The following is a 24,047-nucleotide window of genomic DNA, read 5'->3' on the forward strand; positions in this document are numbered from 1 at the left end:
ACTGTCGGGGAACTGTGCCAATAAAGGCGTGCCGATGAATTTTACGACTGCTGCTGGCCGGTTGCTCCGGTTTGTCCGTCCTGCTCGCGTTTTGGTCGCGGGCTTTGCCATTCTCACAATAACGAACGCCGTAGCTTTGGCTTCGAGCTGCGGGCAGACAATGCAACCGGGAAGACATGCGTTTTCTCTCATGTCTGAGGGCTCTAAACGCGCCGGCGTTTATTTTGTTCCGTCGTCTTACGATGGAAGCAAAAAAATGCCTGTAGTGTTCGATTTCCATGGCAGCAACAGCAATCCGAACGGACAACTCGACCGCAGCGGCTGGGATAAAGTCGGCGAGCGCGAGGGCGTTATTGTCGTGGCGCTTCAGGGTAGCCTTAGCGGCGAACTGCCGGGCACGAATGCATGGAACGTTCCCGGCGTGACCAAACGCGAAGGCGGGTTGGATGAGCCCGGCTTTATCCGCGACGCCATCACCATGGTCAAATCCAAGCTCTGCGTGGATGAAGCCCGGTTCTATGGCTCCGGTTATTCCGGTGGCGGGCGCATGTTGTCGCAATATCTGTGTGGTGGCAGCAATGATTTTGCAGCTGCCGGTTTCGTCGCATCTTTGCGCGCGGGCCTGCCGATGGAAAATCAGGGCAAGTGGGCACCGGACGCTAAAAGCTGCACGCCGGCAAAGCCGCTCTCCATCGTTGCTTTTGCTGGTTTGAAGGACCCTGCCAACCCCTATCAGGGTGGTGGCAAACCCTATTGGCAGTACAGCGGCGAGACTGCGTTGAAGCGCTGGGCTGAAATCGATGGCTGCAAGGGTGCAGTCAAAAGCAAATCCACCGACAGCTTTACTTTGAACTCCTACGATGTCTGCAAAAGCGGCGCGCGCATCCACTCCTACGTCATCGATGCCTGGGACCATGCCTGGCCGCGCGCGACGATGAAGGCGGACATGGTCGCATCCGCTGCAGCCGTTATTCGCAAGCCCGTCAGTGAAACCGCCGGTAAGGTTCAGCAGGCCGTGGACCGTAAAATGCCGACTGAAATCATTCGGCAGGTTGATGCCGCTGAGAGAATGTGGGACTTCTTCCAGAATACGGAAGGGCAGATGGTTGTCGACGCGACGGCGAAGACGGATTGCTCTGTGAAAGCGGTTCCCGCTTCCGCATCCGCCAAAGCTTCGGAGACGACGTGCAGCCAGACCAGCAAAGCATCCCTGAACCCCGTCCGCAGCGCGCCCGTGGCCGAGGACGCATTGTAACCAAAGCGCTGAATGGGCGCAGCCGTCTGGACGAATTGTTTCAGGAAGGCTGCGCCAAAATCCGGTTGCCCGAAACGTTTTCCAACGAAATGGAAGCCGTTCTCATCAATTCCTCCGGCGGTTTGACCGGCGGCGACGAGATGGAATGGCAAGCGGTGGCCGGTGCGGGCACATCGCTCGTGGTGTCCACGCAGGCCTGCGAAAAGGTCTACAAAGCCGCCTCCGGCACGACGACAGTCACCGCCCGCGTCACCGCCGGGCCCAACGCCAGACTTCACTGGCTGCCACAGGAAACCATCCTTTTTGATCGCGCTTCGCTCACCCGCAGGCTGGAAGCGGATATCGATGCTTCCGCCGAATTCATCGCTGTCGAAGCTGTTTTGCTCGGTCGCCAGGCCATGGGCGAGATGATGGAGGAGGGGCTGTTTCGAGACCGCTGGCGCATTCGCCACGGCGGCAAGCTGGTTCATGCGGAAGAATTGCGGCTGGACGGGAATATCGCCGAACTGACCCGTACGTCCCCTGTCCTTTCCGGGCAGGTTGCTTTCGCCACCCTGATTTACATCGGCCCTCTCAGCGAAGCACTATTGCCTAAAATCCGGGCTATTGCCGGGTTTTCCGGCGGCGCCAGCGCCTGGGCGGGAAAGCTCGTCGTGCGTCTTTCGGCGCAGGATGGTTTCACCCTGAGAAAAATGCTGTTTCCGATTATTTCGCTCTTGCGAAATGGTGCGCCAGTGCCGAAAGTCTGGAATCTCTGATGCGCGAATTAGTTAAGAGTTCGAGCGTCCTTTATGCGTTCTAAAAAAACGCATGGCGCTCTAGAAACGGGACGACCATGAACCTCACCCCCAGAGAAAAAGACAAGCTTCTGATTTCCATGGCTGCCATGGTGGCGCGTCGGCGTCTGGAGCGGGGCGTCAAGCTGAATTATCCCGAAGCCATTGCCCTGATTACCGATTTCGTCGTGGAAGGCGCGCGCGATGGCCGCGCCGTGTCGGAGCTGATGGAAGCCGGTGCGCATGTCATCACCCGCGATCAGGTCATGGAAGGCATCGCCGAAATGATCCACGACGTGCAGGTGGAAGCAACCTTCCCCGATGGCACCAAGCTGGTGACCGTGCACGAACCAATACGCTAAAGGATCAGCATATGGCGCTGGAACTTCGCCCCAACTGCGAATGCTGTGACAGGGATTTAGCCCCCGATAGTCTCGATGCGATGATGTGTTCGTTCGAATGCACCTATTGCAAGGATTGCGCCACCAACACGTTGGCGGGCATCTGCCCCAATTGCGGTGGAGAGTTGGTGCGGCGTCCCGTGCGCCCGGCGGGCAAGCTGGTGAACAATCCAGCCTCGACGATCCGTGTTTTGAAAGCCGAAGGCTGCGCACCCGTTAAAGCCGCGTAAGGATGGAGCTAAAACCATGATCCCAGGTGAAGTCATTACGGCAGGGGGCGAGATCGAACTGAACGTCGGTCAGCCGACTGTTACCATCGAGGTTTCCAATACGGGCGACCGGCCTGTTCAGGTTGGCAGCCATTATCATTTTGCCGAAACCAATGCGGCTCTCGATTTCGAGCGCGAGAAGGTGCACGGCATGCGTCTGGATATCCCTGCGGGAACCGCGGTTCGTTTCGAGCCTGGGCAGAAGCGCGAGGTTACTTTGGTGCCGCTTTCGGGTAAGCGGGAAGTCTACGGCTTCCGCAAACTCGTCATGGGAAAGCTGTGATGATGGTCGCCACGTCGTTGCGCCGTCTGTCACTCAGCTTTTTGCTCGCCTTGGCAGCGTTGCCCTCTAGCTTCATGGTCGACCGGGCGGTTGCGCAGGAAGAGCCGGATTGTGACTCGCCGACGACGCAGGCGGATATGAATGCCTGCGCGGCGATTGAATATGAAACGGCTGACAAGGATTTGAATGCGGCCTATCAGCAGATTCGCAAGAAGATGAGCGCCTGGGACAAGGCCGCTGACGATGATAGCAAGGGCGCGGTCGATGCGCTGGTTGCCGCGCAACGCGCATGGGTTTCGTTTCGTGATGCCAATTGCGAAACGGCAGGCTTTCAGGCGCGTGGCGGCACCATGGAGCCCATGCTCGTTTCCTCCTGCCTTGCCGATATGAGCACGAAACGCGCCGAAGAGCTTCGCACTCTTGCTGACGGATTTTGATGTGATCGCCGCTTTTGTTTTCTCCGCCTTCCCAGGAGCCTGAATTCCATGCCTTACAAGATTTCCCGCGCAGCCTATGCCAGCATGTTCGGCCCCACGGTGGGCGATAAGGTGCGTCTTGCCGATACCGAACTCTTCATCGAGATCGAGAAGGATTTCACCACCTACGGCGAAGAGGTGAAATTCGGCGGCGGCAAGGTCATTCGTGATGGCATGGGGCAAAGCCAGGCCACGCGGGCTGAGGGCGCGGTTGATACCGTCATCACCAATGTCGTCATCGTCGATCACAGTGGCATCTACAAGGCTGATGTCGGCTTGAAAGATGGGCGCATTCACGCCATCGGCAAGGCGGGTAATCCCGATACGCAGCCGGGCGTGACGATCATCGTCGGTCCCTCAACGGAAGCCATTGCCGGTGAGGGCAAAATCCTCACGGCGGGTGGCATGGACGCGCATATCCATTTCATCTGTCCCCAGCAGATCGAAGAAGCCTTGATGAGCGGCATCACCTGCATGCTGGGCGGCGGTTCCGGCCCCGCCCATGGCACGCTTGCCACCACCTGCACCGGGGCGTGGCACATCGAACGCATGATCGAAAGCTTCGACGGTTTTCCTATGAACCTTGCGCTTGCGGGCAAGGGCAACGCCTCGCTGCCCAAGCCGCTGGAGGAAATGATCCTCGCCGGTGCGTCGTCGCTGAAACTTCACGAAGATTGGGGTACGACGCCAGCGGCTATCGACAACTGCCTGACAGTCGCCGACGAATTCGACGTGCAGGTCATGATCCACACCGATACGCTGAACGAAAGCGGCTTCGTGGAAGACACGATTGCCGCCATCAACGGACGCACCATCCACGCCTTCCACACGGAAGGTGCGGGCGGTGGCCATGCGCCTGACATCATCAAGATTTGCGGCAATCCCAACGTCATCCCGTCATCCACCAATCCGACGCGGCCCTATACGATCAACACGCTGGCGGAACATCTGGATATGCTGATGGTCTGCCACCACTTGTCGCCGTCGATACCGGAAGACATCGCCTTCGCCGAAAGCCGCATCCGCAAGGAAACCATCGCGGCAGAGGACATTCTGCACGACATCGGCGCCTTCTCGATCATCTCCTCCGACAGCCAGGCCATGGGCCGTGTGGGCGAGGTCGCCATTCGCACGTGGCAGACGGCGGATAAGATGAAGCGCCAGCGCGGTCGTTTGAAGGAGGAGAAGGGCGAGAACGATAATTTCCGCGTTCGCCGCTACATCGCCAAATACACAATCAACCCGGCCATCGCTCACGGTATTTCTCACGAGATCGGCTCCATCGAAGTCGGCAAGCGGGCCGATCTGGTGCTGTGGAACCCGGCGTTCTTTGGCGTGAAACCGGAAATGGTGTTGATGGGCGGTTCGATTGCCGCGGCACCGATGGGTGATCCCAACGCCTCCATCCCGACCCCCCAGCCGATGCATTACCGGCCCATGTTTGCCGCTTACGGCAAACTACGCACGAATTCTTCCGTTACCTTCGTGTCGCAGGCTTCGCTGGATGCCGGATTGGTGCAGCGCCTCGGCGTTGCCAAAAAGCTTTTGGCTGTGCGAAACGTTCGCGGCGGTATCTCTAAGGCGTCAATGATCCACAATTCGCTGACGCCGCATATCGAGGTCGATCCCGAGACATACGAGGTGAGGGCCGATGGCGAGCTTCTGACGTGTGAACCGGCCTCGGTCTTGCCGATGGCGCAGCGCTATTTCCTGTTTTAGACTGGATGTGTAAGGGATGACTGAGCCCGCAGATAAGCGGGCTCTCATTGCTATATAACAGCATTCTCTTCCCATAAGCGACCGTCAAATCGTTAATGATTGCCGCAGGTTGCATGCGTCAGCCTATTTTTTTAAAAAGTGTAAATTCGCGTTTAAGTAACAGTGGCATGTGCTGAATTTCGCGATCACTGTTTGGCTGTTGCCCCTCTATTCAAAGGGATGCAGCCTTCTGGCATCGTTTAGCGAGGGCCAAAATTAAGCGGATATTTACTGTCGAAAGTAATTTTAAAATATACCTATGGTAGCTAAAAATTTATACAATCACTTTACTTTCAGCCAACTTCTGAGGGTTATCGATTAAGTCGTGCAAGGGGAGGTGTGATGACGGACCGTTTGAAAAAATTTATTTCATTGGAAATGAGTTTGAGCGAGGCCCGCGAAGGCCAAAATCTTCGTCATTTTGTCGTCAAGATGGTTTTCATCTCCATTATCCTGTCCGTCATTGTCAGCACCGCTGCGATTTCCGTGGGCGCGTTTTTTGATCTCTTGCCGCTGCCGCTCTATGAGGCGCTGGCTTACAGCGTCGTTATGGCGTGGATCGTCGGTGGCATCGTCACCGGGATATTGTGTGGCGTTCTTTCCAAGGCGATTGGCAAGTTGCACCAGTCCCATGCGGAATTCGAGCGGCTGAGCAAGACCGATACGCTGTCCGGGCTTGCCAACCGCCGTGCTTTCAACCAATGTTTCGAAGAGGTGCTCGATGATGCCTCGCTCGCCATTTTCGACCTGGATCGCTTCAAGCGAATCAATGACAGCTATGGCCATGCGGCAGGGGACGTCGTCATCAAGAAAGCTGCTGCTGCCATCGCCGACGTTTTTGGAGAGTTTCATTGCGTGGCGAGACTAGGCGGGGAGGAGTTCGCTGTCATCGTTCGCGGCGGCCAGATCAAGGACCGGTTGACCTTGATCGAGCTTGCCCGCATTCGCGTGTCGTGCCTGACGATAAGCTTCAATTCCCATCAGGTGCAGACGACTGTTTCCGTCGGCATCGCCGATATCGATCCGTCACGCTCCAAACACGATACGTTTTCGGCAGCCGACAAGGCGCTTTATCTGGCCAAGGCATCCGGGCGCAATTGCGTTCGCCACGAGAGCGATCTGCCCATCGCGCAGGCCGTGGAAGACCTGAAAGCGACCTTGCTGGTCGCATCCTAGTTTGTTGATTGCAGACGTTTATTTCTAGCCGTCCCCACTGCTTTTCATCACAAGTGCTTGCATTCGCGGACCGCATCCTTCAGGTTTCGATGCCGATTGAAACCAAATCTGGATGAGCTCATGCTGCGCGTACAATCCTATCTTCCCGCTGGCACACCCGGTGACGAGCCCACGGGTTATGTCACACTGGCCCATGACCAGAGGCATCTTCGCCGCAAGTTGCTGCACCTCCAGAATGACGAGATGGTCATGCTCGATCTGAAGGAGCCCGTGCTGTTTGCGCATGGTGATTTGCTGGTCATCGAAAATGGGGATCTTGTTGAGGTGCGTGCAGCCGACGAGAAGCTGTTCGAAGTGACGGCCAGGAACACGCTTCACCTGATCGAACTTGCCTGGCATCTGGGCAACCGCCACCTTGCAGCGCAGATCGAAGAGGGCCGTATTCTGATCCTCCGGGACCACGTCATCCGCGCCATGTTGGAGGGTCTGGGGGCTACGGTGCGCGATGTGGAAGAGCCGTTCCAGCCCGCGCGTGGTGCCTATCATGCCCATGGTGGCCATTCGCACGGCCATGATCATCATAATCACAGTCATGATTGACCGATCGTGATGAACCGTAGCGTCGATGCGTTGCTAAGGTTGCTAGCGTGGATGTCGCCGGCTTTTCCCGTCGGTGCATTTTCCTATTCCGGCGGGCTGGAAAGTGCAGTGAACGACCGGCGCCTCTCAAACGCCACCGATCTTCGAAACTGGATCGGCCTGCTGTTGCAGCGGGGAACGTTGTGGAACGATGCGGTGCTGCTGGCGCAGGCGTGGCGATGCCATGAAGATCGCGGTGAACTGGCTACGTTGGCCGAATTGGGGCAGGCTTTGGCCGGGTCGGCGGAACGCTATCGTGAAACGGTTTTGCTGGGCGACGCCTTCGTGGATGCCGCTGCCGCATGGCCGCATGATGTGTTCAGGCGCCTGGCAAAAGCGACACCTTATCCCGTTGCGGTGGGTGCCATAGCTGCGGCGCATTATATCGCACTTGAAGATGCCTTGGCCGCCTATCTGCATTCCGGCGTGTCGCAGTTTGTCTCTGCCGGCATCCGTCTCGGCGTTGCCGGGCAAAAGGATGGTGTCTCGATCCTCGCGCATCTGGAGGCCGATATCGCCTCCGTTGCCAATCGCGCGGTGTCTTCGACCTTGGATGATCTGGGATCCGCTACCATCCTTGCGGACACGGCGTCGATGCGCCATGAAATTCAGGAAACACGGCTTTTTCGTTCATAAAGACTGGATTTGGAAGGACGTAATATGAAATCGGGAAATGGCCCGCTCCGGGTCGGCATTGGCGGACCTGTCGGCTCTGGTAAAACGGCTCTGACGGAGAAACTCTGCAAGGCGATGAGTGCGGATTATTCGGTCGCCGTCGTCACCAACGATATCTACACCAAGGAAGATGCCGAAGCGCTGGTGCGCATGCAGGCGCTGCCGTCGGAGCGGATCGTCGGCGTGGAGACGGGTGGTTGCCCGCATACCGCCATCCGTGAGGATGCGACCATCAATCTCCAGGCGATTGCCGGTCTCAACGAGCGCTTCCCCGATCTCGACATTGTCTTCATCGAATCGGGCGGTGACAATCTGGCTGCGACCTTTTCGCCCGATCTTGCCGATATCACTATCTATGTGATCTCGGTTTGTCAGGGTGAGGAAATTCCGCGCAAAGGGGGGCCGGGCATCACCCGTTCAGACCTGCTCGTCATCAACAAAAAGGATTTGGCGCCTTATGTCGGTGCCGATCTCGGTGTGATGGACAGTGACGCCACGCGCATGCGCAAGGATATGCCTTTCGTCTTCACCGATATGAAGCGGGGCGAGGGCGTGGATAATATCGTCGGCTTCCTGAAACAGCACGGTGGTCTGTAAGGCTCGACAGGCGCTGAAACGGGATCATCGCTGTTTCAACGACTTTCCTCTCGATCAGGTCGTTCGATTCTGACTTGGTCACACAAAAACGCCGGGCAATGCCCGGCGTTTTTGATGTGCTGCTGTGGCTTTATTCTGCGGCGAGTGGTGGCAGGCGCAGGACATTACTGGAATTGCCGGTATTTTTTGGGCTCGTTCCGTTTTTCTGCTCGATGTTTGCCAGGCGCTCTTCAAGGCCCGATACGGCGTCCTGATTGGTACGCGCTGCTTCCGACAGTTCCTCATTGGAGAGAACCGGATGCTCCTCTTCCTTCTTGCCAATGAAACGGCCGAAGAGGTGGGCGAGGAGCATCGACAGGTCGTCCATGATGAGGAAGAAGGCTGGGACGACGACCAGAGACAGGACCGTCGAGACGATGATGCCGCCGATCACAGCGATGGCCATGGGCGAGCGGAACGAGCCGCCTTCGCCAACGCCCAGCGCCGACGGCAGCATGCCCGCCGACATGGCAATCGAGGTCATGATGATGGGACGCGCGCGCTTGCGACCGGCTTCCACCATGGCATGAACCCGCTCCATGCCGTGGCGGCGCATTTCGATGGCGAAATCCACCAGCAGAATGGCGTTCTTGGTCACGATACCCATCAGCATCAGGATGCCGATGAGAACGGGCATGGAGAGCGCGTTGTTGGTGATGATGAGCGCCACCGCGACACCACCGATGGCCAGTGGTAGCGACAGCAGAATGGTGAAGGGCTGGATGACATCCTTGAATAGCAGGATGAGAACGACCAGCACCAAAAGCAGGCCGAGCAACATGGCATTGGTGAAGCCGCGCAGCATTTCGCCCTGCACCTTGGCGTCACCGCTTTCGGCAAGACGCACGGTTGGCGGCAATTGCGTTTCTGCAACGATGCGCCTGAACTCGGCAGAGGACGTATCCAGCGCCGTGCCGAAGGGAACATCGGAGCCGATGGACACCACGCGGTTGCGGTCGTTGCGCTTGATGGAGCTTGGACCTTCCGAATAGTCGATATCGGCCACGCTATAGAGCGGAACCGTGGCACCTGCCGCCGTCTTGATTTTCAGCGCGCGGATAGAGGCCAGGTCGCGTCGGACATCCAGCGATGCCTGTACGCGAATGGGGATTTGCCTGTCATCCAGCGAAATCTTTGTCAGTTGTGCATCAATATCACCGATGGTGGCGACACGCACGGTCTGCGATATCTGCTGCGGCGTGATGCCGAGGCGAGCGATCTCATCCTTGCGCGGGCGGATTTGTAGTTCGGGGCGTGGAAGCGCACCTTCCGAGCTGACATTGGCCAGGATAGGCGAGGCGCGCAGATGCGATTCCAGCGTGCTGACCGCCTTTTGCAAATCCTCTTCGCTCGAGGACAGGAAGTTGAAGCTCAGTTCCCGTTCGCCGCGGTCATTGAGTTTGATGATGCGCACATCCGGAATTGTGTTCACCTTGGCGAAAATATCCCGCTCCACATCCCATTGCGGGCGCGTTCTGCCATTGTCCTGCACTTTGGGGAGATATTGGCCAATCAGCGGAATGGAGCCCAATCCGTCATTGACCAGCGTTTTCAGCAGGGAGTGGTCGATATGCTGGAGAATGACGCGCACCGTTGCGCGCCGCAATTCCAGATCACCCTTTGGCGATGCGCCACCTAGGATGAAGATGCTTTCCACGCCATTGATGTCGCGGATCGCCTCATTGATCTTTGAGGTCGTCGCGTCGGTTTCTTCCAGCGTTGCATTGGGCGGAAGTTCGACGGAGAGCACGACGCGCGAGGCGTCATCCGGCGGCAGGAAGCTGCCGGGCACGCCGCTCAGAAGCACGATCGAGCCGACTAGGAAGCCGATGGCCCCGATGAGTGTCAGATAACGCGCCCACCATCTGCTCGTGGTTGCGCTCACCATCTGCGTATAGGCCTTCATCAACCAGCCGTCATTGTCGTGATGGTCATCGACGGCGTCGTCGGAACGCATGAGGTAGGCGGCCATCAACGGGGTGATGAGACGCGCGACCATGAGCGAGAAGAACACCGAAAAGGCGACTGTGAGGCCGAACTGGATGAAGTATTGGCCCGGCACACCAGGCATGAAGGAGACCGGCACGAAAACCGCGATGATGGTGAAACTGGTCGCGATCACCGCAAGCCCGATTTCGTCGGCAGCTTCCAGCGAGGCGCGATAGGGCGATTTGCCCATCTTTATGTGGCGGGAGATATTCTCCACCTCCACGATGGCATCGTCCACCAGAATACCGGTGGCCAGCGTCAGGGCGAGGAAGCTGACGAGATTGAGCGAAAAGCCCAAGACATCCATGACCCAGAAGGTGGGGATGGCCGACAAGGGAAGCGCCACGGCAGCAATCAAGGTCGCGCGCCAATTGCGCAGGAACAGCAACACGACGATGACGGCGAGGATGGAGCCTTCCACCAGCGTGTGAAGGGCGGCCTCATAGTTGCCATAGGTGAAATAGACCGAGTCATCCACCATTTCGATCGAGACGTTCGGGTGGTCTGCACGCACCTTGTCCAGATTTTGCGCGACGGTTTCCGCAACCGACACTTCGCTGGCACCCTTGGAGCGGAAAACGGCGAAGGTCACGCCCGGATTGCCGTTGAAGCGTGAGAAGGACTTTGGCTCCTCATAGGTATCGGTGATGGTGCCGAGTTCCGACAATGTAACGAAACGGCCGCTGGACAGCGCAATGGTGGTGTTGGAAAGCTGGGCCACATCACGGGCATCACCCAGCGTGCGAATGGTCTGTTCGTTGCCCGCCACCTGTCCACGACCGGAGCCGAGGTCGATATTGGTGCCACGCAGCTGTTCGTTCACGTCGGCCGCGGTAATGCCATAGGCATCCAGTTTGGCCGGGTTGAGCGATACGCGCACTTCGCGGTCCGCACCGCCGTAACGGTCGATCTTGCCAACGCCCGCCTGACCCTGAAGCGCCCGCTTGATCGTGTCATCCACAAACCAGGAGAGCTCTTCCAGCGTCATGTTGGGTGACGAGACGGCAAAGGTCTGGATCGCCTGTCCCTCGACGTCGATCTTGCTGACAACCGGCTCCTCGATATCCGAGGGCAACTCGCTGCGAATCTTGTCGATGGCGTCCTTGGTGTCCTGAACCGCTTCTTCGGTCGGCTTTTCGATGCGGAACAACACCGTCGTCAGCGACTGACCGTCGGTCACCGTCGACTGGATCTCATCGATTCCGCTGATGGAGGCAACCGCGTCTTCGACTTCCTTGGTGACCTGTGCCTCAAGCTCGGAGGGCGAGGCGCCGCTTTGGGTGACGGTGATTGCCACCACCGGCACGTCGATATTGGGGAAACGCGTGATCGGAAGATCGTAGAACGCCTTGACGCCCAGAAACATCAAAAGCACAAAGCACAGCAGTGGCGCAATCGGGTTGCGGATGGACCATGCGGAAAAGTTCATGGTGTTTCCTCAGTCAGTTCGATGCTGCGGCGTCAGCTGGAACCGGGTTGATCTTGTCACCATCGCGCACGAATGCGCCTGCTTTTTCAACGACCATGTCGCCTGCGGAAATTCCGCTTTTGATTTCGACGAAGCCTTTGTCCTGTATGCCGATCTCGACGGCAACCTGCCGGACGATGCCATCTTCCACCCGCCGCGTGCTCGATCCGTCACGGCCGGAGGTGACGGCAGACAGCGGTAGCGCCAGCGCGTTGGCCGATGCGATGACGACTTCTGCGCTGCCATACATGCCGGCGCGGGCAGGGCTGTCGGCGGGCAAAAGGATATGCACGGAGCCAAGCCGGGTGGTGGCATCGACCGTGGGTGACACCAGCCGCACCTTGCCTTCGATCTTGTTGCGACCGCCAGCGACCGTGATGATCGCTCTTTGTCCAGTCTGAACCTTCTGGATATCGGTTTCGGAAAGATCGGCAACGAGTTCGATCGCGTTATCCTTGATGACGGTAAACAGCGGATCGCCGCTGCCGCTGGCAATGGCACCGACGCGGGCATTCCTGGCCGACACGATGCCGGCGACCGGTGTTTTAACGCTGGTGCGTGACAGTTTCAGATCGATATCCTCGATCTGCGCATCCACGACTTTTATCTCCGCCTCACCGACCGTGACATTTTGTCTGGAGGCCTGAAGGCGTGCCTGGGCGACATCTGCGGCGGCAGCGGTCTGTTCCACCTGCGATACCGAGCCTGAGCCGGATTTGCCGAGACGGTCTGCCCGGTCACGCTGGCGCACGGCGTCATCGTAATTGGCTTGCGCCTCGATGACCTGCGCCCTGCTTTGTGCGACGGTGGCCTCAGCTTTGGCCCGGTTAGCCTGAAGCTGACTTTTTTGCAGAATGAGGCTGTCCTTCGACAATTCGGCGAGCGACGCACCGGCCTCGACCTTGTCGCCAATGTCGACGTTCAACTTGTCGACGGACAGACCATCCACCAAAGGCTGCACGTAAATCTCATCGACTGGCTTCAGCGTGCCGGTTGCCACGACGCGGTCCACGAGATCGCGCTTGGTTGCTTCGCTGACGACGATGGAGGGCAAGTTCTTGCGGTCTGCTCCACCTTGAGCGCCTGCCAAACTGGGCACGAGCAAAGCCGAAACCATCAGAAGCGAAAACCGGGTTGAAACTGTGCTGCGATGCATATGCCTGTCCGTTCCAAGGTCGCATCGCAGGGTCATCGCGCACAAATCGTGCCTTTGAAGGTCCTGCGATGATGAATGCAAGAAATTGGGGCGACAATGCCTGCCCTCGCCTCGCGGCGGACTGTAATTCGTCACGGGGGCGAATTCAATCCGTCTGACCCGTGGAGCGGGCATAGATTTCTGAATTTCACTTGATATGGATGTGAAGCGTCTGCAACTCGAGGGCGCGCGAGGCTGCGCGCCCCGGATGTTACTGCCTATTTAAGCTCAGCGTCCGTGATTTCGGTCGTAAACGCGCCCGTCGGTTCTTGGTGATGACGGGATCGGAACCGCCACTGCGGACGGACGGATGCCAGAAGGTGACGGCGCGCTCTGCCAGCGCCACCAAACCGTAAAAGCCCGAGCCAGCGATGGCGGCGACGGCAATCTCGGCCTAGACCATATCCACATCGCTCCGGCCCATTTCGGCGGAGATGCGAAATCCCATGCCTTGGCCGACCTTCGCCATATCCATCAGAGTGTCCCAAAGACGGTTGCTGTTGATCGTCAGATTTTTTCCAGTTGTTTCATTTTTTGCGGATGTTTCCGGCATGCCAGTCTTTTCCTCACCCGTTTTGATCGTCATCATGCGAGGGGCGTGCCGTCCAAGAGGGGACGGCGAGATGCGTGGGCGACGTGGTCGTCCGATTAATTGACCGACTGGTAAACATTGTTATTTCAGGCTTTGGTGATTAAAAGAAATCGAGGGAGTTTCGCGAGTAAAGCGGTATTTTCTGATTGAGCTTTCATCACCGATTATTTTTTATCCAAAGTGACCTTCCAATTGCATTGAAAACAGACAGAGATCCTTGATGGCCATACCCAGAGCGGCAAAAACGCAGAAGCGGACGCGGATACAGGAAGAAAAAGAAGAGATCATTTTAGAAGCGGCGCTGGATGTGTTTTCCGTCAACGGTTTTCGCGGCACGACCATCGACCAGATTGCCGAGGTGGCGGGCATGTCGAAGCCGAACGTGCTCTATTATTTCCGCACCAAGGAGACCATGCATCGGGCGCTGATCGAGCGTGTGCTGGACACGTGGCTAGACCCGCTTCGCGCTTTCGATGCCGAAGGCAATCCTGAAACGGAAATCAAATCCTATCTTCGCCGCAAGCTGGAAATGGCGCGCGACTACCCGCGAGAAAGCCGTCTGTTCGCCAATGAGGTGCTGCAAGGTGCGCCGCATGTGGAAGACGAGTTGAAAGGCCCGCTGAAACAGCTGGTGGACGAGAAGGCGGATGTCATCCGCGCTTGGGCGAAGGCCGGACGAATCGCGCCGTGCGATCCCTATCATCTGATCTTTTCCATCTGGGCGACAACCCAGCATTATGCCGATTTCGATGTTCAGGTTCGTTCCGTGCTGGGGTCTGCGCATGCGGGCGAGGGGCGTTTCGAGGATGCGGCACGCTTTCTGGAGCAACTGTTTATGGGCGGTTTGGGCATCATTCCGGCACCACTCAAAAAAACATGACGCGATTATCAACTTTATACTTTACTCTAAAACTCATCTTTACTATCGTGCGGCCAGCCTGATCCAACAGGCGGTACATTTCGATGAAAAGGTGAGGCATGGCGCGCAAGGAAAAGAAGAAGGCGGAGCGACACGGCAAGCGGGACAAAAGTTCACAGCAGGCAGCGCCCGCGGTTTCTCAGGCAGCGTCATCCGGGCCGAAAAGCTTTCTCTATGTGGGCGGCCGTGACTGTCAGGTTGCGCATCTTCGCCAGATCGCCAGCAACTTCGATGCCGAACTCATTCACCACGATGGCGGCCTGCGAGAGGCCGTGTCGCGCATCGATACGCTGCTTCCGTCGGTCGATTGTGTTTTCTGCCCCATCGACTGTATCAGCCACGATGCGTGTCTGCGGGTCAAGTCCGGCTGCAAGAAGTTCGGTAAAACCTTCGTTCCCTTGCGCAACGGTAGCAAGTCCAGCCTTGAACGGGCGCTTCAGACGATGAACGACAGAGCCGCAGCCAATTGACGATTACTGGCGCGCTGTTACGAAAAAGGCAGCGCTGGCCAGAGCCAGCCAACCCAAGATCATGCCGAGCCCACCAATGGGTGCAGCCATGGGAAACAAGCCGCTTTCGGTGAAATGTCTCGAGACGAGATCGCCTGCGAACACCATGGTTCCCAATCCCAGCAGGATCGCCGCAGGCACGGCCGTCCTGATGCGTTCCCAACCCAGATAGAGCCCGAGAAGAATGGGCGCGTGGGCCAGGCACATGGCCGAGGCATTGCCCAGCATATAGGTCGCGCCCGTGTGCGTTGCCGCTGCCGCGAGGGCAACACCCGCAGCCCCCAGAATACCGGATAGAAAAAGGCTCGTCGGGCGTAGCCAGCTGGTGTTCATGGGTTTGGGTCTTCCTGATTTTGCATGTGGAACGCAAGCCTCTCGACCGGCGCCCAGATGATCTCGCGTAGTTTCGGATTGTCGATGGTGTCGTCCATGGCTCGGCGAAAACACAGCAGCCACTCGTCACGCTCAGTGGAGCCAATGGGCGCAACGAAGTGACGTCTGCGCAGCATCGGGTGGCCGTGTTTTTCGACATAGATGGGCGGGCCGCCGAGATAGCCGATCAGATATTCGGTGAACTTGCTCTCACTGCCCGACAGATCCGGCGGGTGGATGGCGCGGCAGTTGGTGGCTTCCGGCAGGGTGTTCATCAGCTCATAGAAGCGCCGCGTCAGGGCGCGAACAGTCTGCTCCCCGCCAATGGCCTCATAAAGCGTGATGGTTTCGTCTGCCACGTCTCGCCGTCTCCGTTTCCAGCCGTTTTGGCTCTTTCGTCAAGAAAGCGCAACCTCAAACGGCTGGTGCGACAAAGCGAATTGCCGCACCTGAAGAGGCGCGTCAGCCAAAGTTGCGAAGCAGGTCCAGTCCCTTGCTCAACAGGGCGTTGGCCTTATCTTCGTTGGCGGCTTCAACATAGCAACGCATTTCAGGTGCATTGCCGGACGGGCGGAAGTGGATGGTGCCGCCATCGGTCAATGTGACGCGAAGACCATCGATGTCGCTGGTGTCCTTGACGGTACCCACGGGTGCCAGGAAAGCTTCAAGGTTTGCGCGGGAAGAGCGCAGATGGCCCATGATGGCGGCGCTCTTTTCCTGTGCGAAATCCTGCAAACGGTCGGCTGCTGCAACGGGCAGCTTATAGGCAGCGGCGATCTCGGACAGCGGCTTTTTCTGGTCGGCAACCAGCTTCAAGGCAGCCAGAAGAGGCAGGAAGCAATCGCGGGTGGGGAGCGGGGAGATGGTTTTGCCGCTGAGTTCGAACGGCGATGCGGTGAGAAAACCGCCATTGGCCTCAAAGCCGATGATACCCTTTTTACCGGCCGCCAGCGCTTCATCCATACCGGCAATCACGAAGGGCGAGCCAACCTTGGTGCGTACCACTTCGAACTCACCGCTGGATTCGATGCCGGAATTGGAGGTGACCGGCGTGACCACCACATCTGCCTTGAGGAAGTTTGCGGTTATGAGGCCCAAGAGGTCGCCACGCAGCGGCACGCCATGTTCGTCGGCCAACAGGGGGCGATCGCCATCTCCATCGGCGGAAATAATGGCGTCGAAGTGGTGCTCGGCGGCCCACCCTTTCAGCTTTTCCAGCGTATCGGTAGAGACGGCTTCTGTATCGACGGGAATGAAGGTTTCGGAACGACCGAGGGGTGCTACATCCGCGCCGTAATGTTTCAAAACATCGACAAAGAGATCACGGGCGACGGTGCTGTGCTGGTAGACACCGATTTTGAGACCCGCCAGGGATTGTTCCGGAAGCAGCGACGCATTGCGCTGAAAAAACAGGGCGTTGGCTTGCTCGGCGTGATTTTCGGCCTGCGCGGTGTCGGCAGTGATGCCATCTGCTTCCACTTTTCTTGCGAGTTCGGCAATCGCCAATTCGTCCTTCTTGTCGATCTCGCCGTCGGGGCGGTAGAATTTGATGCCGTTGCGGTCTGCCGGGATATGGGACCCTGTGATCATCAGTGCTGCGGCTTTTAACGAAAGTCCGTAAAGCGCCAAAGCCGGGGTGGGGAGTGCGCCGCAATCGAGCGGAGTGAGACCTGCCGTCTTCAGCGCAGCAATGCAAGTCTGTGCGATGGACGGGCTGGAGTCGCGAAAATCCTGGCCGATAAGGATCGGATCGCCGTCTTTTGCCATGCCGGAAGCCAGAAGGTGTCGCGCGAAGGCCGTTGCATAGATGGCCGATGCCTTGCCTTTCAAATCCTGTGAAAGTCCGCGAAGACCGCTCGTTCCAAACTTCAGGCTCATGTCAAATGCTTCCTTATTCCGGGTCGTTTCATGCTGTTTCGATCAAGGTGATCGCCAATGTAACGCAACAAGGCGCTGCATTGATCCCAATTTCGGTATGCCTGTGGTTGGTACCCGATCGGCAATGAACTCTCAAGTTTTGACAGTCCGCGGATGCGGAGACTATATCAAACCCGCGCCGCAACCGGTAATTTTGATGGGAATTGGGTTCTATGGATACTGTATCGATCGACAATCGTGGTGACTTCGGCCTGTGGGCTATCGAGCGCGCCAAGGCCATCATTGCCGTCGAGGGATCGAACCTAGCGGTTGCCTCGCGGGAAGGCGACGATGTTGCTATCCGCGAAGCCGCTAACGCTCTGGGAACTGCAATTTCAGCCGCGCTGCTGGAAGTCTATGACGGTCTTGCGCTGGAGGAGTGATCGCCTCTGTCCAAACCGGCATAGCGCAACGCGATGAAGGCTGTCAGGCAGGCCACTGCGAAAGCGTTGAGGTTGAACAGCTTGGCGAGATCAGACGCGCTCCAGATATGCAACGCATCGCCAATCAAGTAGCGCGTGAACAGAAAACCGGCAAACACCACGCCTGTCATGCCGATCTGCCATAGCTTTTCGGCTGCCCGGAACGACAGGGCGACGAGCATGATACAGGCAGCGAAAAACAGCTCGGTGCCCGCACCGGTGCCGAATAGCTTGGTCTCGAAGATCGTATCGATGGTGCCGATCAGCGGTAGTGCCACGCGTGCGGCAAGCGCCGACTTACGCGCGATCAGCGGAATGGCCAGAAAGAACAGCATGGAGGCGACGCTGATCAGCGATGCCTCTACGCCGTTTCCAACCAGCCACCAGATGGACAGAGGATAGAACGGCTTATTCAAAATGATGACCCAAGCAACGGTGAGTGTTGCCGCGGTCAGGGGATCACGCGTTCCATCCTCGCTCGTCATGTGTCAGCGCTTTGCAGGCGTGAGCAGATAGTGGCCCACGCCCCAAACGGAGCCGCCATCATGGCCGAACAGCCCGGCGGTGGCCAGGAAGAACAGACGCCAGCGGCGACGCCACAGCGCGGCATCCGCACCGTAAACCTCTCGCAGGATCGGGGTGATGCGATCGGTCTCCCGGTCGAAATTCGCAAGCCAGTCCATGGCGGTGCGGCGATAATGTTCTCCAGACCAGCGCCATTCCTCCTCGACATCATAGGTGTCTTCGAAACGATGCGGCAGATCGTGCGCGGGCATGATGCCACCGGTGAAGAAATGCTGCGCTATCCAGTCTGCTGGATCGCTCGGGCAAAAACGGTAGGATCGGCTCTTGTGGGTGAACACGTGGATGAACAGCTTGCCGTCATCCCGCAGCCAGCCGCGGGTGCGCTCAAACAGCGTGCGCCAGTTGGACATATGTTCGAACATCTCGACCGAGACGATGCGGTCGTAGGTGTCCGACGGGGCAAAGTCATTCATGTCAGCGGTGATGACGGTGAGATTGTGGATGCCCTGGCGCTCTGCCTCACCCAGAATATAGGCGCGCTGCGACGTGGAGTTCGAAACCGATGTGATGCGCGCGTCGGGAAACTGGCGCGCCATGTAGAGCGACAAGGAACCCCAGCCGCAGCCCAGCTCCAGAATATCCATGCCGTCGCGCAAGTTCGCATGTTTGACGGTTTCGGCCAAAGCTGCCGTTTCGGCGTCGTCCAGCGTCGTCGTGGCGCTGGGGTAGTAGCAGCAGGAATATTTGCGCTGTTGGCCCAACACCAGGGAAAAGAATTCTGCAGGTACTTCGTAATGCTGCCGATTGGCATCATCCGTGTTGGTCGCCACGGGAAAATCCGTCATCCGTCGCGTGAATGTCTCCTCTTCTTCGCGCGGCGCTCTTTCCAGCTTCCGCTTGGTGCGGGCGCAGAGAAAATCGATGCCAGCCAGCGTCAAACTATCGGAAAGCGGTGCTCGTTCTGCGGTATTGATGGCGAAAGCCAGCATGTTCATATCATTCCTCCTCTTTTCTCGGTCCAGGAAAGAACGCGTTGACGCGTCGTTGCAGCGATTTGAATTTTTCACCGCGTGAGCGCAGCATGTGCTCTTCCAGCGGCGGGATGCCGGACGCGTGGACCAGCAGCCAATACATCAGCGCCGGTGCGAGCAGCGATGCCCAGCTCCATGGCGATGGCCCGGTCAGCGCCATCAACGGCCATGCGCACCAGAACAGCCACTCGAAAAAGTAGTTCGGATGGCGCGAGTAGCGCCACAGGCCTTCTTCGCAGACCTCGGTTTTGGCTTCTGGCTTTTTGCGGAAATGGGCAAGTTGCCTGTCCGACACGGCTTCGCCGACGAGCGCGATGAGGGCGACCAGGATGGCGACGATGTCCAGCAAGGTTGGGAACGGTGACGGGTTGGACGCTGCTAGATAAATGGCCAGCACCAGGATGAACCCGGCCAGAGCCTGTATCTGCAGAAACTGGAACAGGCGGGTGCTCGCTTTGCTGCCCCAGTCTTCCACCAGCTTGGCATAGCGCGGGTCTTCACCGCCGCCCTTCGTGCGCGACCCGATGTGGCTGCCAAGCCTGATCGACCAAATGGCGATGATGAGGAAGGCCGCTATGCGCCGCTCGAGCGTGCCGCTGGCGGCCAGCGCGACGACAAGTCCGCCTATGCCCACCGCAAAGGACCAGATCGTGTCGATCCAGCCACTGGCACCGGTTTTTCGCTGAATGGCCCATGCGGCTGTCATGGCAAGACTAAGCCCAATGGCAATGAAGATCAGCAATCCATAGTTCATCGGGATATTCTTCCGCACTCATCTGTTTCTGCTTTCAACAGACTACGGCGAAGGATACGCATTGGTTTCGTGAGAGAGGAAAAAAACTGATGTGACGGTTCCCGGTGATCCAATGAAACTCTTTGCGCGTTCTAGTCTTCAACAATTCACGACAAGGCTTTACCTGTTGGAGGAGACGATGATGAAAACAGTATTCCCATATGCAATCGGCATGGCCCTTTTTTCCGTGAGCATCGCTTCGGCTGCCGATATCAATGGCCAGTGGGCACGCGGTGACGGAAATGCGAAGGTCCGGGTCGCCCCTTGCGGCGCCGACATCTGCGCGACCAATACCTGGATCAAGCCCGGGACGCCGAAAGAAAAAGAGGGCGACAAGCTGGTCATGAGCATCAAGCCGACATCTGACGGTGAGTATTCGGGAACCGCTTTCGACCCGCAACGTGATCTGACCTACAAGCTGACGGTGTCGGTCAAGGGCGACACGATGACGACCAAGGGCTGCGTGCTGGCAGGCGTCATCTGCAAAGGCGTGGAATGGTCACGCATCAACTGATTGTTTTGAAAGACTGGGGCTAAGATGAAAAAACGCGCGGTCGCTTATATTTCGACGCTGGTGGTGTTCGTCGCCATCGATTTTGTGTGGCTGAGCACGATGGCGGACGTGCTCTACCGGCCCACGCTGGGGCCGATGCTGGCACCAGAATTCCGGCCAGTGCCCGCCATTCTGTTCTACTTCATCTATGCGGCTGGCCTGACGTTCTTTGCCGTGCGTCCCGGTTTGGTGACAGCCAAATTGGGCACGTCAGCGCTTTATGGCGGCCTTCTCGGCTTTATGGCTTACGCGACCTATGACCTCACCAATCAGGCAACGCTCGTCAACTGGACGACGACATTGACTGTTGCCGATCTGATCTGGGGCTCGTTGCTATCAGCGGTTTCTGCCTGTGCAGGCCACTGGATTACCGAAAAGTTGGGCGGTCGGATCGCCCGTTAAACAACCAGGCCGCCTGCGGTCTGCGTCTTCAGGCGGTCGGGTTAATTTGTCCTCAGGTCATATGCCGTTCGGTTTCAGGATCATCATGTCATCTCGTTTTGTTACCGCATTCGGCATTTTCATAGCCATGATGCTTGGAGGTGGCGCCTTGGCGTCGGAAAAGACAAAAGCCCTCGTTACATCAGGCGAAACACGAATCGACGTTGGCGGCTTCAAGCTCAACAGTGTGCTGCTGCCAGCCAAAAAGGGAGCGACAGTGCCGCCGATCGTGTTCATCCATGGCGCGAGCACAAGCCTTTATGATCCGATATACGCCTTCCGCGAAAAGCTGGAGGGCAAGGCGACGCTGCTGTTCGTCGACCGGCCCGGTCATGGCCGCTCCGATGTGGGTCCTAAAACGACCGTGTCGCCGGACGTGCAGGCAGATGCCATTGCGGAGCTGATGACGAAGCGGGGCATCCGCAAGGCCATCATCGTCGGGCACTCCTTCGGCGGTGCCATCACGGCAGCCTTCGCGGTTCGTCACCCCGACATGGTGGAAGGCCTCGTCTTTCTGTCTCCCGCGCTCTACCCATGGCCGGGCGGTGTCTCCTGGTATTACGATGCTGCGCGGCTTCCCTTCGCCGGCGTTCTCTTCAGCGCAATCATCGCGCCACCCGCCGGCGCCTTTGCCATGGATGCGGCCGTCCGATCGGTGTTTGCCCCCAACCCGCGTCCGTCGGATTATATTTCGAAAACCAAGGCCTATCAGGCCCTGCGTCCTGTCGCCTTCCGTCACAATGCCCAGGAAGTGGGCGGTCTGAACGCGTGGGCGAAAACCGCCTCTCCTGCCTTTCGGGACATCAAGGCCAAGACCATCATCATCGCTGGCGATGCCGACAAGGTCGTCTCCACGGACATCCACTCGCGCCACCTCGCGCGTGACGTCAGAGGCGCCGAACTCGTCGTCGTCCACAATCTCGGCCACAAATCCGATTACGTGGCCAGCGACCTTGCCATCGCTGCCATGGAGAAAATCGCTGGCAAAAAGCGGAATCTGAAAGCCATCGCGAAAACGCTCGAAGCGAAGATTGCAAATGATGGAAAATAGCCCGATTGGCTAGGGCTACCAGGGAATGTCACTGCCATCGTAAGCAATGAACGCACCCGAACGTTGCGCACTCAAACCATCCAGCGACGACAGCATCGCGCAAGCGGCCTCGGCTGCGGAAACGGTCTTGTGGCCGCGCGAATAGGGCTCCGAAAGACCGGTCCGCACCGTTCCCGGATGGATCGACACAATCACCGCCTCGGGATGCGTGCGCCGATACTCGATCGCGCAGGTATGCACGACCTGGTTCAGCGCCGCCTTTGCCGCGCGATACGACATCCATCCGCCCAGCCGGTTGTCACCGATCGAGCCGACTCGCGCCGATAGGAAAGCGGCGATGGACCGCTCTTGTCGGTCAAGCAACGGTAAAAAATGCTTGGCCACCAGCGCCGGCCCCACAGCATTCGTCCTGAACTGCTCCAGCATGATCGCCGGGTCCAGATGTCTCAACGACTTCTCTGGCGCAACGCCCTTCGTCGTGAGAATTCCAGTCGCGCAAACGAGAAGATGGATCGGCCCACCCAAAACAGACGCCGCCGCTGCCGCGATACTTGTCTCATCGAGCAGATCGAACCCCTCCGAACTGCGCGAAAGGGCGATGAGCTCACCAAGGTGAGCCTGCTGCGCCACCAACCCCGAAATCGCCGACCCAACACCTCCGCTCGCCCCGATGATAACGGCACGGAAGCCTTTTGGCAGGGAATGCAAAACGGTTGGGGGCGATGGTTCCATTGGTTATAAACCCGCAATGCGTCAGGAAGTTCATATGGAATTTCCGAGGGATGTTTGCAGAACGTCAACGGAAATGGCGCACCCGACAGGATTCGAACCTGTGACCTTTGGAATCGGAATCCAACACTCTATCCAGCTGAGCTACGGGTGCATCCGTGCGTGCAATGAATCGCCGCTGGTCGTAATTGGTTCTTAGCCCAGCTTGTCTTTCGCATCAATGCGTAAAATGGGTGAGAGGACGCGGATGCGGGATTATCCTGCTCAAACGGCTTCGGAATGCAGAAATTCCTTCTCCTAAAAAGTGTGGTTTTGCGGTGAGATGGGATCAGTCAAGTGCGCGTTTTCGTCTCGTTCGTGACTTTTTTTGGGCGCGGCGGCAGTCGATATGTTGGTTCGTGCGGTGTCAAAAGAATTTTTCGGCGGGGCAAAAACGAGGGCGTATAACGCTAAGTTGTTGCAACTTATGCTTTGTTTCCACGAACTTTGTACGCGGCAACTAATCAGCGGTGAGAAACTTTAGGCCCTTGCTTTATATATTATTAAACCTTGTTCTAATAAACCCGATTGGGTAATTAACTATACCATCGCAACGAATCGACGGAGGCTAGACATGACTGAAGGTCTCGCATTTGACTACCGCGCGGCGAACACGAAGTACGTGGAAACCGATGATGCGCCATTGGCGCCCAAGCTGGATATCGATTATTCGATTTTGTCGGAGGCTGTCGTTTACAGGCTTCGCCGTGCGCAACTATCAGTTGTCAGTGATTTCAACGAAAGTCTGCTGGCGCTTGGGCTGCGGCCTGCTGATTTTTCGGTTCTGATCCTCGTTGCCAACAATAGCGGCTTGAAGCAGAGCGATGTGGCTGAGGCTCTGGGTATCCAGCGTGCCAACTTCGTCGCCATCATCGATGGCCTTGAGGACAAGAAACTGCTTGTGAGACGCCGCTCCATGTCCGACCGTCGCGTTCATTATCTGGATATGACGCCAGAAGGCCACGTTGTGGTGGAAGACGTGTCTCGTATTTGGCAGGACCACGAGAACAAGCTGGTCGATCGCTTGGGCGGTGAAAAGGCGCGGGATCAGCTTGTGAAACTCCTGCGGCGCATCAAGGACTGAGATCCGGTGTTGGCAGTTTATCTATGGCCGCCGCCGCCACACTGTATCTGTCCCGGAATGACGAAGGGTACGCT

The 24,047-nt window shown here is 57.7% G+C and carries 27 protein-coding genes, 1 tRNA gene and 1 pseudogene; 18 read left to right on the plus strand and 11 right to left on the minus strand.

Annotated elements, in window-relative coordinates; translation table 11 throughout:
• The first annotated feature begins 34 nt into the window (after positions 1–34).
• The 11 genes from RRU01S_RS01910 (at position 35) to ureG (ending at position 8,305) form a co-directional block, all read left to right on the plus strand.
• Positions 35–1,255 (plus strand): CE1 family esterase, encoded by a 1,221-nt coding sequence (locus RRU01S_RS01910; RefSeq protein ID WP_045228751.1) that lies wholly within the window; start codon positions 35–37, stop codon positions 1,253–1,255.
• On the plus strand, positions 1,186–2,013 hold the full coding sequence (locus tag RRU01S_RS01915) for an urease accessory protein UreD (RefSeq protein WP_045228551.1): 828 nt from the start codon (positions 1,186–1,188) through the stop codon (positions 2,011–2,013). The genes RRU01S_RS01910 and RRU01S_RS01915 overlap by 70 nt, the downstream gene beginning before the upstream one ends.
• Before the next feature lie 77 nt (positions 2,014–2,090).
• A complete protein-coding gene (locus tag RRU01S_RS01920) occupies positions 2,091–2,393 on the plus strand; it encodes an urease subunit gamma (RefSeq protein ID WP_045228552.1) in 303 nt (100 codons plus the stop codon).
• 11 nt (positions 2,394–2,404) lie between these two features.
• The gene (locus RRU01S_RS01925; protein WP_045228553.1) at positions 2,405–2,662 is read left to right on the plus strand and encodes a DUF1272 domain-containing protein; all 258 of its coding nucleotides are present in this window, start codon (positions 2,405–2,407) and stop codon (positions 2,660–2,662) included.
• Between the two features lie 16 nt (positions 2,663–2,678).
• The gene (locus tag RRU01S_RS01930; protein WP_045228554.1) at positions 2,679–2,984 is read left to right on the plus strand and encodes an urease subunit beta; all 306 of its coding nucleotides are present in this window, start codon (positions 2,679–2,681) and stop codon (positions 2,982–2,984) included.
• A 74-nt stretch (positions 2,985–3,058) separates the two neighbouring features.
• On the plus strand, positions 3,059–3,421 hold the full coding sequence (locus RRU01S_RS01935; RefSeq protein ID WP_234936039.1) for a lysozyme inhibitor LprI family protein: 363 nt from the start codon (positions 3,059–3,061) through the stop codon (positions 3,419–3,421).
• Between the two features lie 48 nt (positions 3,422–3,469).
• Entirely contained in the window at positions 3,470–5,179 is a 1,710-nt protein-coding gene (gene ureC / locus RRU01S_RS01940; RefSeq protein WP_045228555.1) for an urease subunit alpha, read from the plus strand.
• Positions 5,180–5,602: 423 nt separating this feature from the next.
• Positions 5,603–6,394: a GGDEF domain-containing protein gene (locus tag RRU01S_RS01945; protein WP_165572197.1), complete on the plus strand. Its 792-nt coding sequence runs from the start codon at positions 5,603–5,605 to the stop codon at positions 6,392–6,394.
• A 120-nt stretch (positions 6,395–6,514) separates the two neighbouring features.
• Positions 6,515–6,994 carry an urease accessory protein UreE gene (gene ureE, locus RRU01S_RS01950; protein ID WP_045228556.1) on the plus strand — a complete coding sequence of 160 codons (480 nt, stop codon included), beginning with the start codon at positions 6,515–6,517 and terminating at the stop codon, positions 6,992–6,994.
• A 3-nt stretch (positions 6,995–6,997) separates the two neighbouring features.
• Positions 6,998–7,669 (plus strand): urease accessory protein UreF, encoded by a 672-nt coding sequence (locus RRU01S_RS01955; protein WP_174447680.1) that lies wholly within the window; start codon positions 6,998–7,000, stop codon positions 7,667–7,669.
• A gap of 24 nt (positions 7,670–7,693) precedes the next feature.
• Complete coding sequence (ureG, locus tag RRU01S_RS01960) at positions 7,694–8,305, plus strand: urease accessory protein UreG (RefSeq protein ID WP_045228558.1); 612 nt, start codon at positions 7,694–7,696, stop codon at positions 8,303–8,305.
• A gap of 130 nt (positions 8,306–8,435) precedes the next feature.
• On the opposite strand, the gene RRU01S_RS01965 is transcribed toward ureG, so the two are convergent.
• The 3 genes and pseudogenes from RRU01S_RS01965 to RRU01S_RS25205 form a co-directional block, all read right to left on the minus strand.
• Complete coding sequence (locus tag RRU01S_RS01965) at positions 8,436–11,762, minus strand: efflux RND transporter permease subunit (RefSeq protein WP_045228559.1); 3,327 nt, start codon at positions 11,760–11,762, stop codon at positions 8,436–8,438.
• 13 nt (positions 11,763–11,775) lie between these two features.
• Positions 11,776–12,957 carry an efflux RND transporter periplasmic adaptor subunit gene (locus RRU01S_RS01970; RefSeq protein ID WP_045228560.1) on the minus strand — a complete coding sequence of 394 codons (1,182 nt, stop codon included), beginning with the start codon at positions 12,955–12,957 and terminating at the stop codon, positions 11,776–11,778.
• 331 nt (positions 12,958–13,288) lie between these two features.
• Positions 13,289–13,447, minus strand: a pseudogene (locus tag RRU01S_RS25205) (ABC transporter permease); the annotation flags it as partial.
• A 361-nt stretch (positions 13,448–13,808) separates the two neighbouring features.
• Between RRU01S_RS25205 and RRU01S_RS01980 the strand changes: the two are divergent.
• Positions 13,809–14,468, plus strand: coding sequence for a TetR family transcriptional regulator C-terminal domain-containing protein (locus RRU01S_RS01980; RefSeq protein ID WP_045228562.1), 660 nt, complete (start codon positions 13,809–13,811; stop codon positions 14,466–14,468).
• Between the two features lie 98 nt (positions 14,469–14,566).
• The gene (locus RRU01S_RS01985; RefSeq protein ID WP_045228563.1) at positions 14,567–14,977 is read left to right on the plus strand and encodes a DUF2325 domain-containing protein; all 411 of its coding nucleotides are present in this window, start codon (positions 14,567–14,569) and stop codon (positions 14,975–14,977) included.
• Positions 14,978–14,980: 3 nt separating this feature from the next.
• Here the strand turns inward: RRU01S_RS01985 and RRU01S_RS01990 are convergent, their stop codons facing one another.
• From RRU01S_RS01990 to RRU01S_RS02000, 3 genes are all read right to left on the minus strand, one after another.
• Entirely contained in the window at positions 14,981–15,349 is a 369-nt protein-coding gene (locus RRU01S_RS01990) for a DUF423 domain-containing protein (RefSeq protein ID WP_045228564.1), read from the minus strand.
• Positions 15,346–15,747 (minus strand): group II truncated hemoglobin, encoded by a 402-nt coding sequence (locus tag RRU01S_RS01995; protein ID WP_045228565.1) that lies wholly within the window; start codon positions 15,745–15,747, stop codon positions 15,346–15,348. Before RRU01S_RS01995 ends, RRU01S_RS01990 begins: the two co-directional genes overlap by 4 nt.
• Positions 15,748–15,850: 103 nt before the next feature.
• Entirely contained in the window at positions 15,851–17,266 is a 1,416-nt protein-coding gene (locus RRU01S_RS02000) for a phosphomannomutase (RefSeq protein WP_045228566.1), read from the minus strand.
• A gap of 212 nt (positions 17,267–17,478) precedes the next feature.
• Here RRU01S_RS02000 and RRU01S_RS02005 point away from each other — a divergent pair, with 212 nt between their 5' ends.
• Positions 17,479–17,688: a hypothetical protein gene (locus RRU01S_RS02005; protein ID WP_045228567.1), complete on the plus strand. Its 210-nt coding sequence runs from the start codon at positions 17,479–17,481 to the stop codon at positions 17,686–17,688.
• Here RRU01S_RS02005 and RRU01S_RS02010 read toward each other — a convergent pair.
• Genes RRU01S_RS02010 through RRU01S_RS02020 form a run of 3 tightly spaced genes read right to left on the minus strand, consistent with a single transcriptional unit; the run spans position 17,661 to position 20,037 of the window.
• On the minus strand, positions 17,661–18,212 hold the full coding sequence (locus tag RRU01S_RS02010) for a hypothetical protein (protein ID WP_045228568.1): 552 nt from the start codon (positions 18,210–18,212) through the stop codon (positions 17,661–17,663). The two genes, RRU01S_RS02005 and RRU01S_RS02010, sit on opposite strands and share 28 nt — an antisense overlap.
• Before the next feature lie 3 nt (positions 18,213–18,215).
• A complete protein-coding gene (locus RRU01S_RS02015) occupies positions 18,216–19,247 on the minus strand; it encodes an SAM-dependent methyltransferase (protein ID WP_045228569.1) in 1,032 nt (343 codons plus the stop codon).
• A gap of 1 nt (position 19,248) precedes the next feature.
• On the minus strand, positions 19,249–20,037 hold the full coding sequence (locus tag RRU01S_RS02020) for a DUF1295 domain-containing protein (RefSeq protein ID WP_045228570.1): 789 nt from the start codon (positions 20,035–20,037) through the stop codon (positions 19,249–19,251).
• A gap of 181 nt (positions 20,038–20,218) precedes the next feature.
• Between RRU01S_RS02020 and RRU01S_RS02025 the strand changes: the two genes are divergently transcribed.
• The 3 genes from RRU01S_RS02025 to RRU01S_RS02035 all read left to right on the plus strand — a co-directional run bounded on the left by RRU01S_RS02025 (position 20,219) and on the right by RRU01S_RS02035 (position 22,121).
• A complete protein-coding gene (locus RRU01S_RS02025; protein ID WP_045228754.1) occupies positions 20,219–20,590 on the plus strand; it encodes a DUF2147 domain-containing protein in 372 nt (123 codons plus the stop codon).
• 24 nt (positions 20,591–20,614) lie between these two features.
• Complete coding sequence (locus tag RRU01S_RS02030) at positions 20,615–21,031, plus strand: DUF2177 family protein (RefSeq protein ID WP_045228571.1); 417 nt, start codon at positions 20,615–20,617, stop codon at positions 21,029–21,031.
• A gap of 85 nt (positions 21,032–21,116) precedes the next feature.
• Positions 21,117–22,121 carry an alpha/beta fold hydrolase gene (locus RRU01S_RS02035; RefSeq protein WP_045228755.1) on the plus strand — a complete coding sequence of 335 codons (1,005 nt, stop codon included), beginning with the start codon at positions 21,117–21,119 and terminating at the stop codon, positions 22,119–22,121.
• Positions 22,122–22,136: 15 nt separating this feature from the next.
• Here RRU01S_RS02035 and RRU01S_RS02040 read toward each other — a convergent pair whose 3' ends face one another.
• Together RRU01S_RS02040 and RRU01S_RS02045 are read right to left on the minus strand one after the other, a co-directional pair.
• The gene (locus tag RRU01S_RS02040) at positions 22,137–22,853 is read right to left on the minus strand and encodes an SDR family NAD(P)-dependent oxidoreductase (protein ID WP_045228572.1); all 717 of its coding nucleotides are present in this window, start codon (positions 22,851–22,853) and stop codon (positions 22,137–22,139) included.
• A 74-nt stretch (positions 22,854–22,927) separates the two neighbouring features.
• Positions 22,928–23,004: transfer RNA gene (locus RRU01S_RS02045), tRNA-Arg, on the minus strand.
• Between the two features lie 459 nt (positions 23,005–23,463).
• Between RRU01S_RS02045 and RRU01S_RS02050 the strand changes: the two genes are divergently transcribed.
• On the plus strand, positions 23,464–23,973 hold the full coding sequence (locus tag RRU01S_RS02050; RefSeq protein ID WP_081879970.1) for a MarR family winged helix-turn-helix transcriptional regulator: 510 nt from the start codon (positions 23,464–23,466) through the stop codon (positions 23,971–23,973).
• The last annotated feature ends 74 nt before the right edge of the window (positions 23,974–24,047 follow it).

Source organism: Agrobacterium rubi TR3 = NBRC 13261, assembly GCF_000739935.1.
Classification (GTDB): Bacteria; Pseudomonadota; Alphaproteobacteria; order Rhizobiales; family Rhizobiaceae; genus Agrobacterium; species Agrobacterium rubi.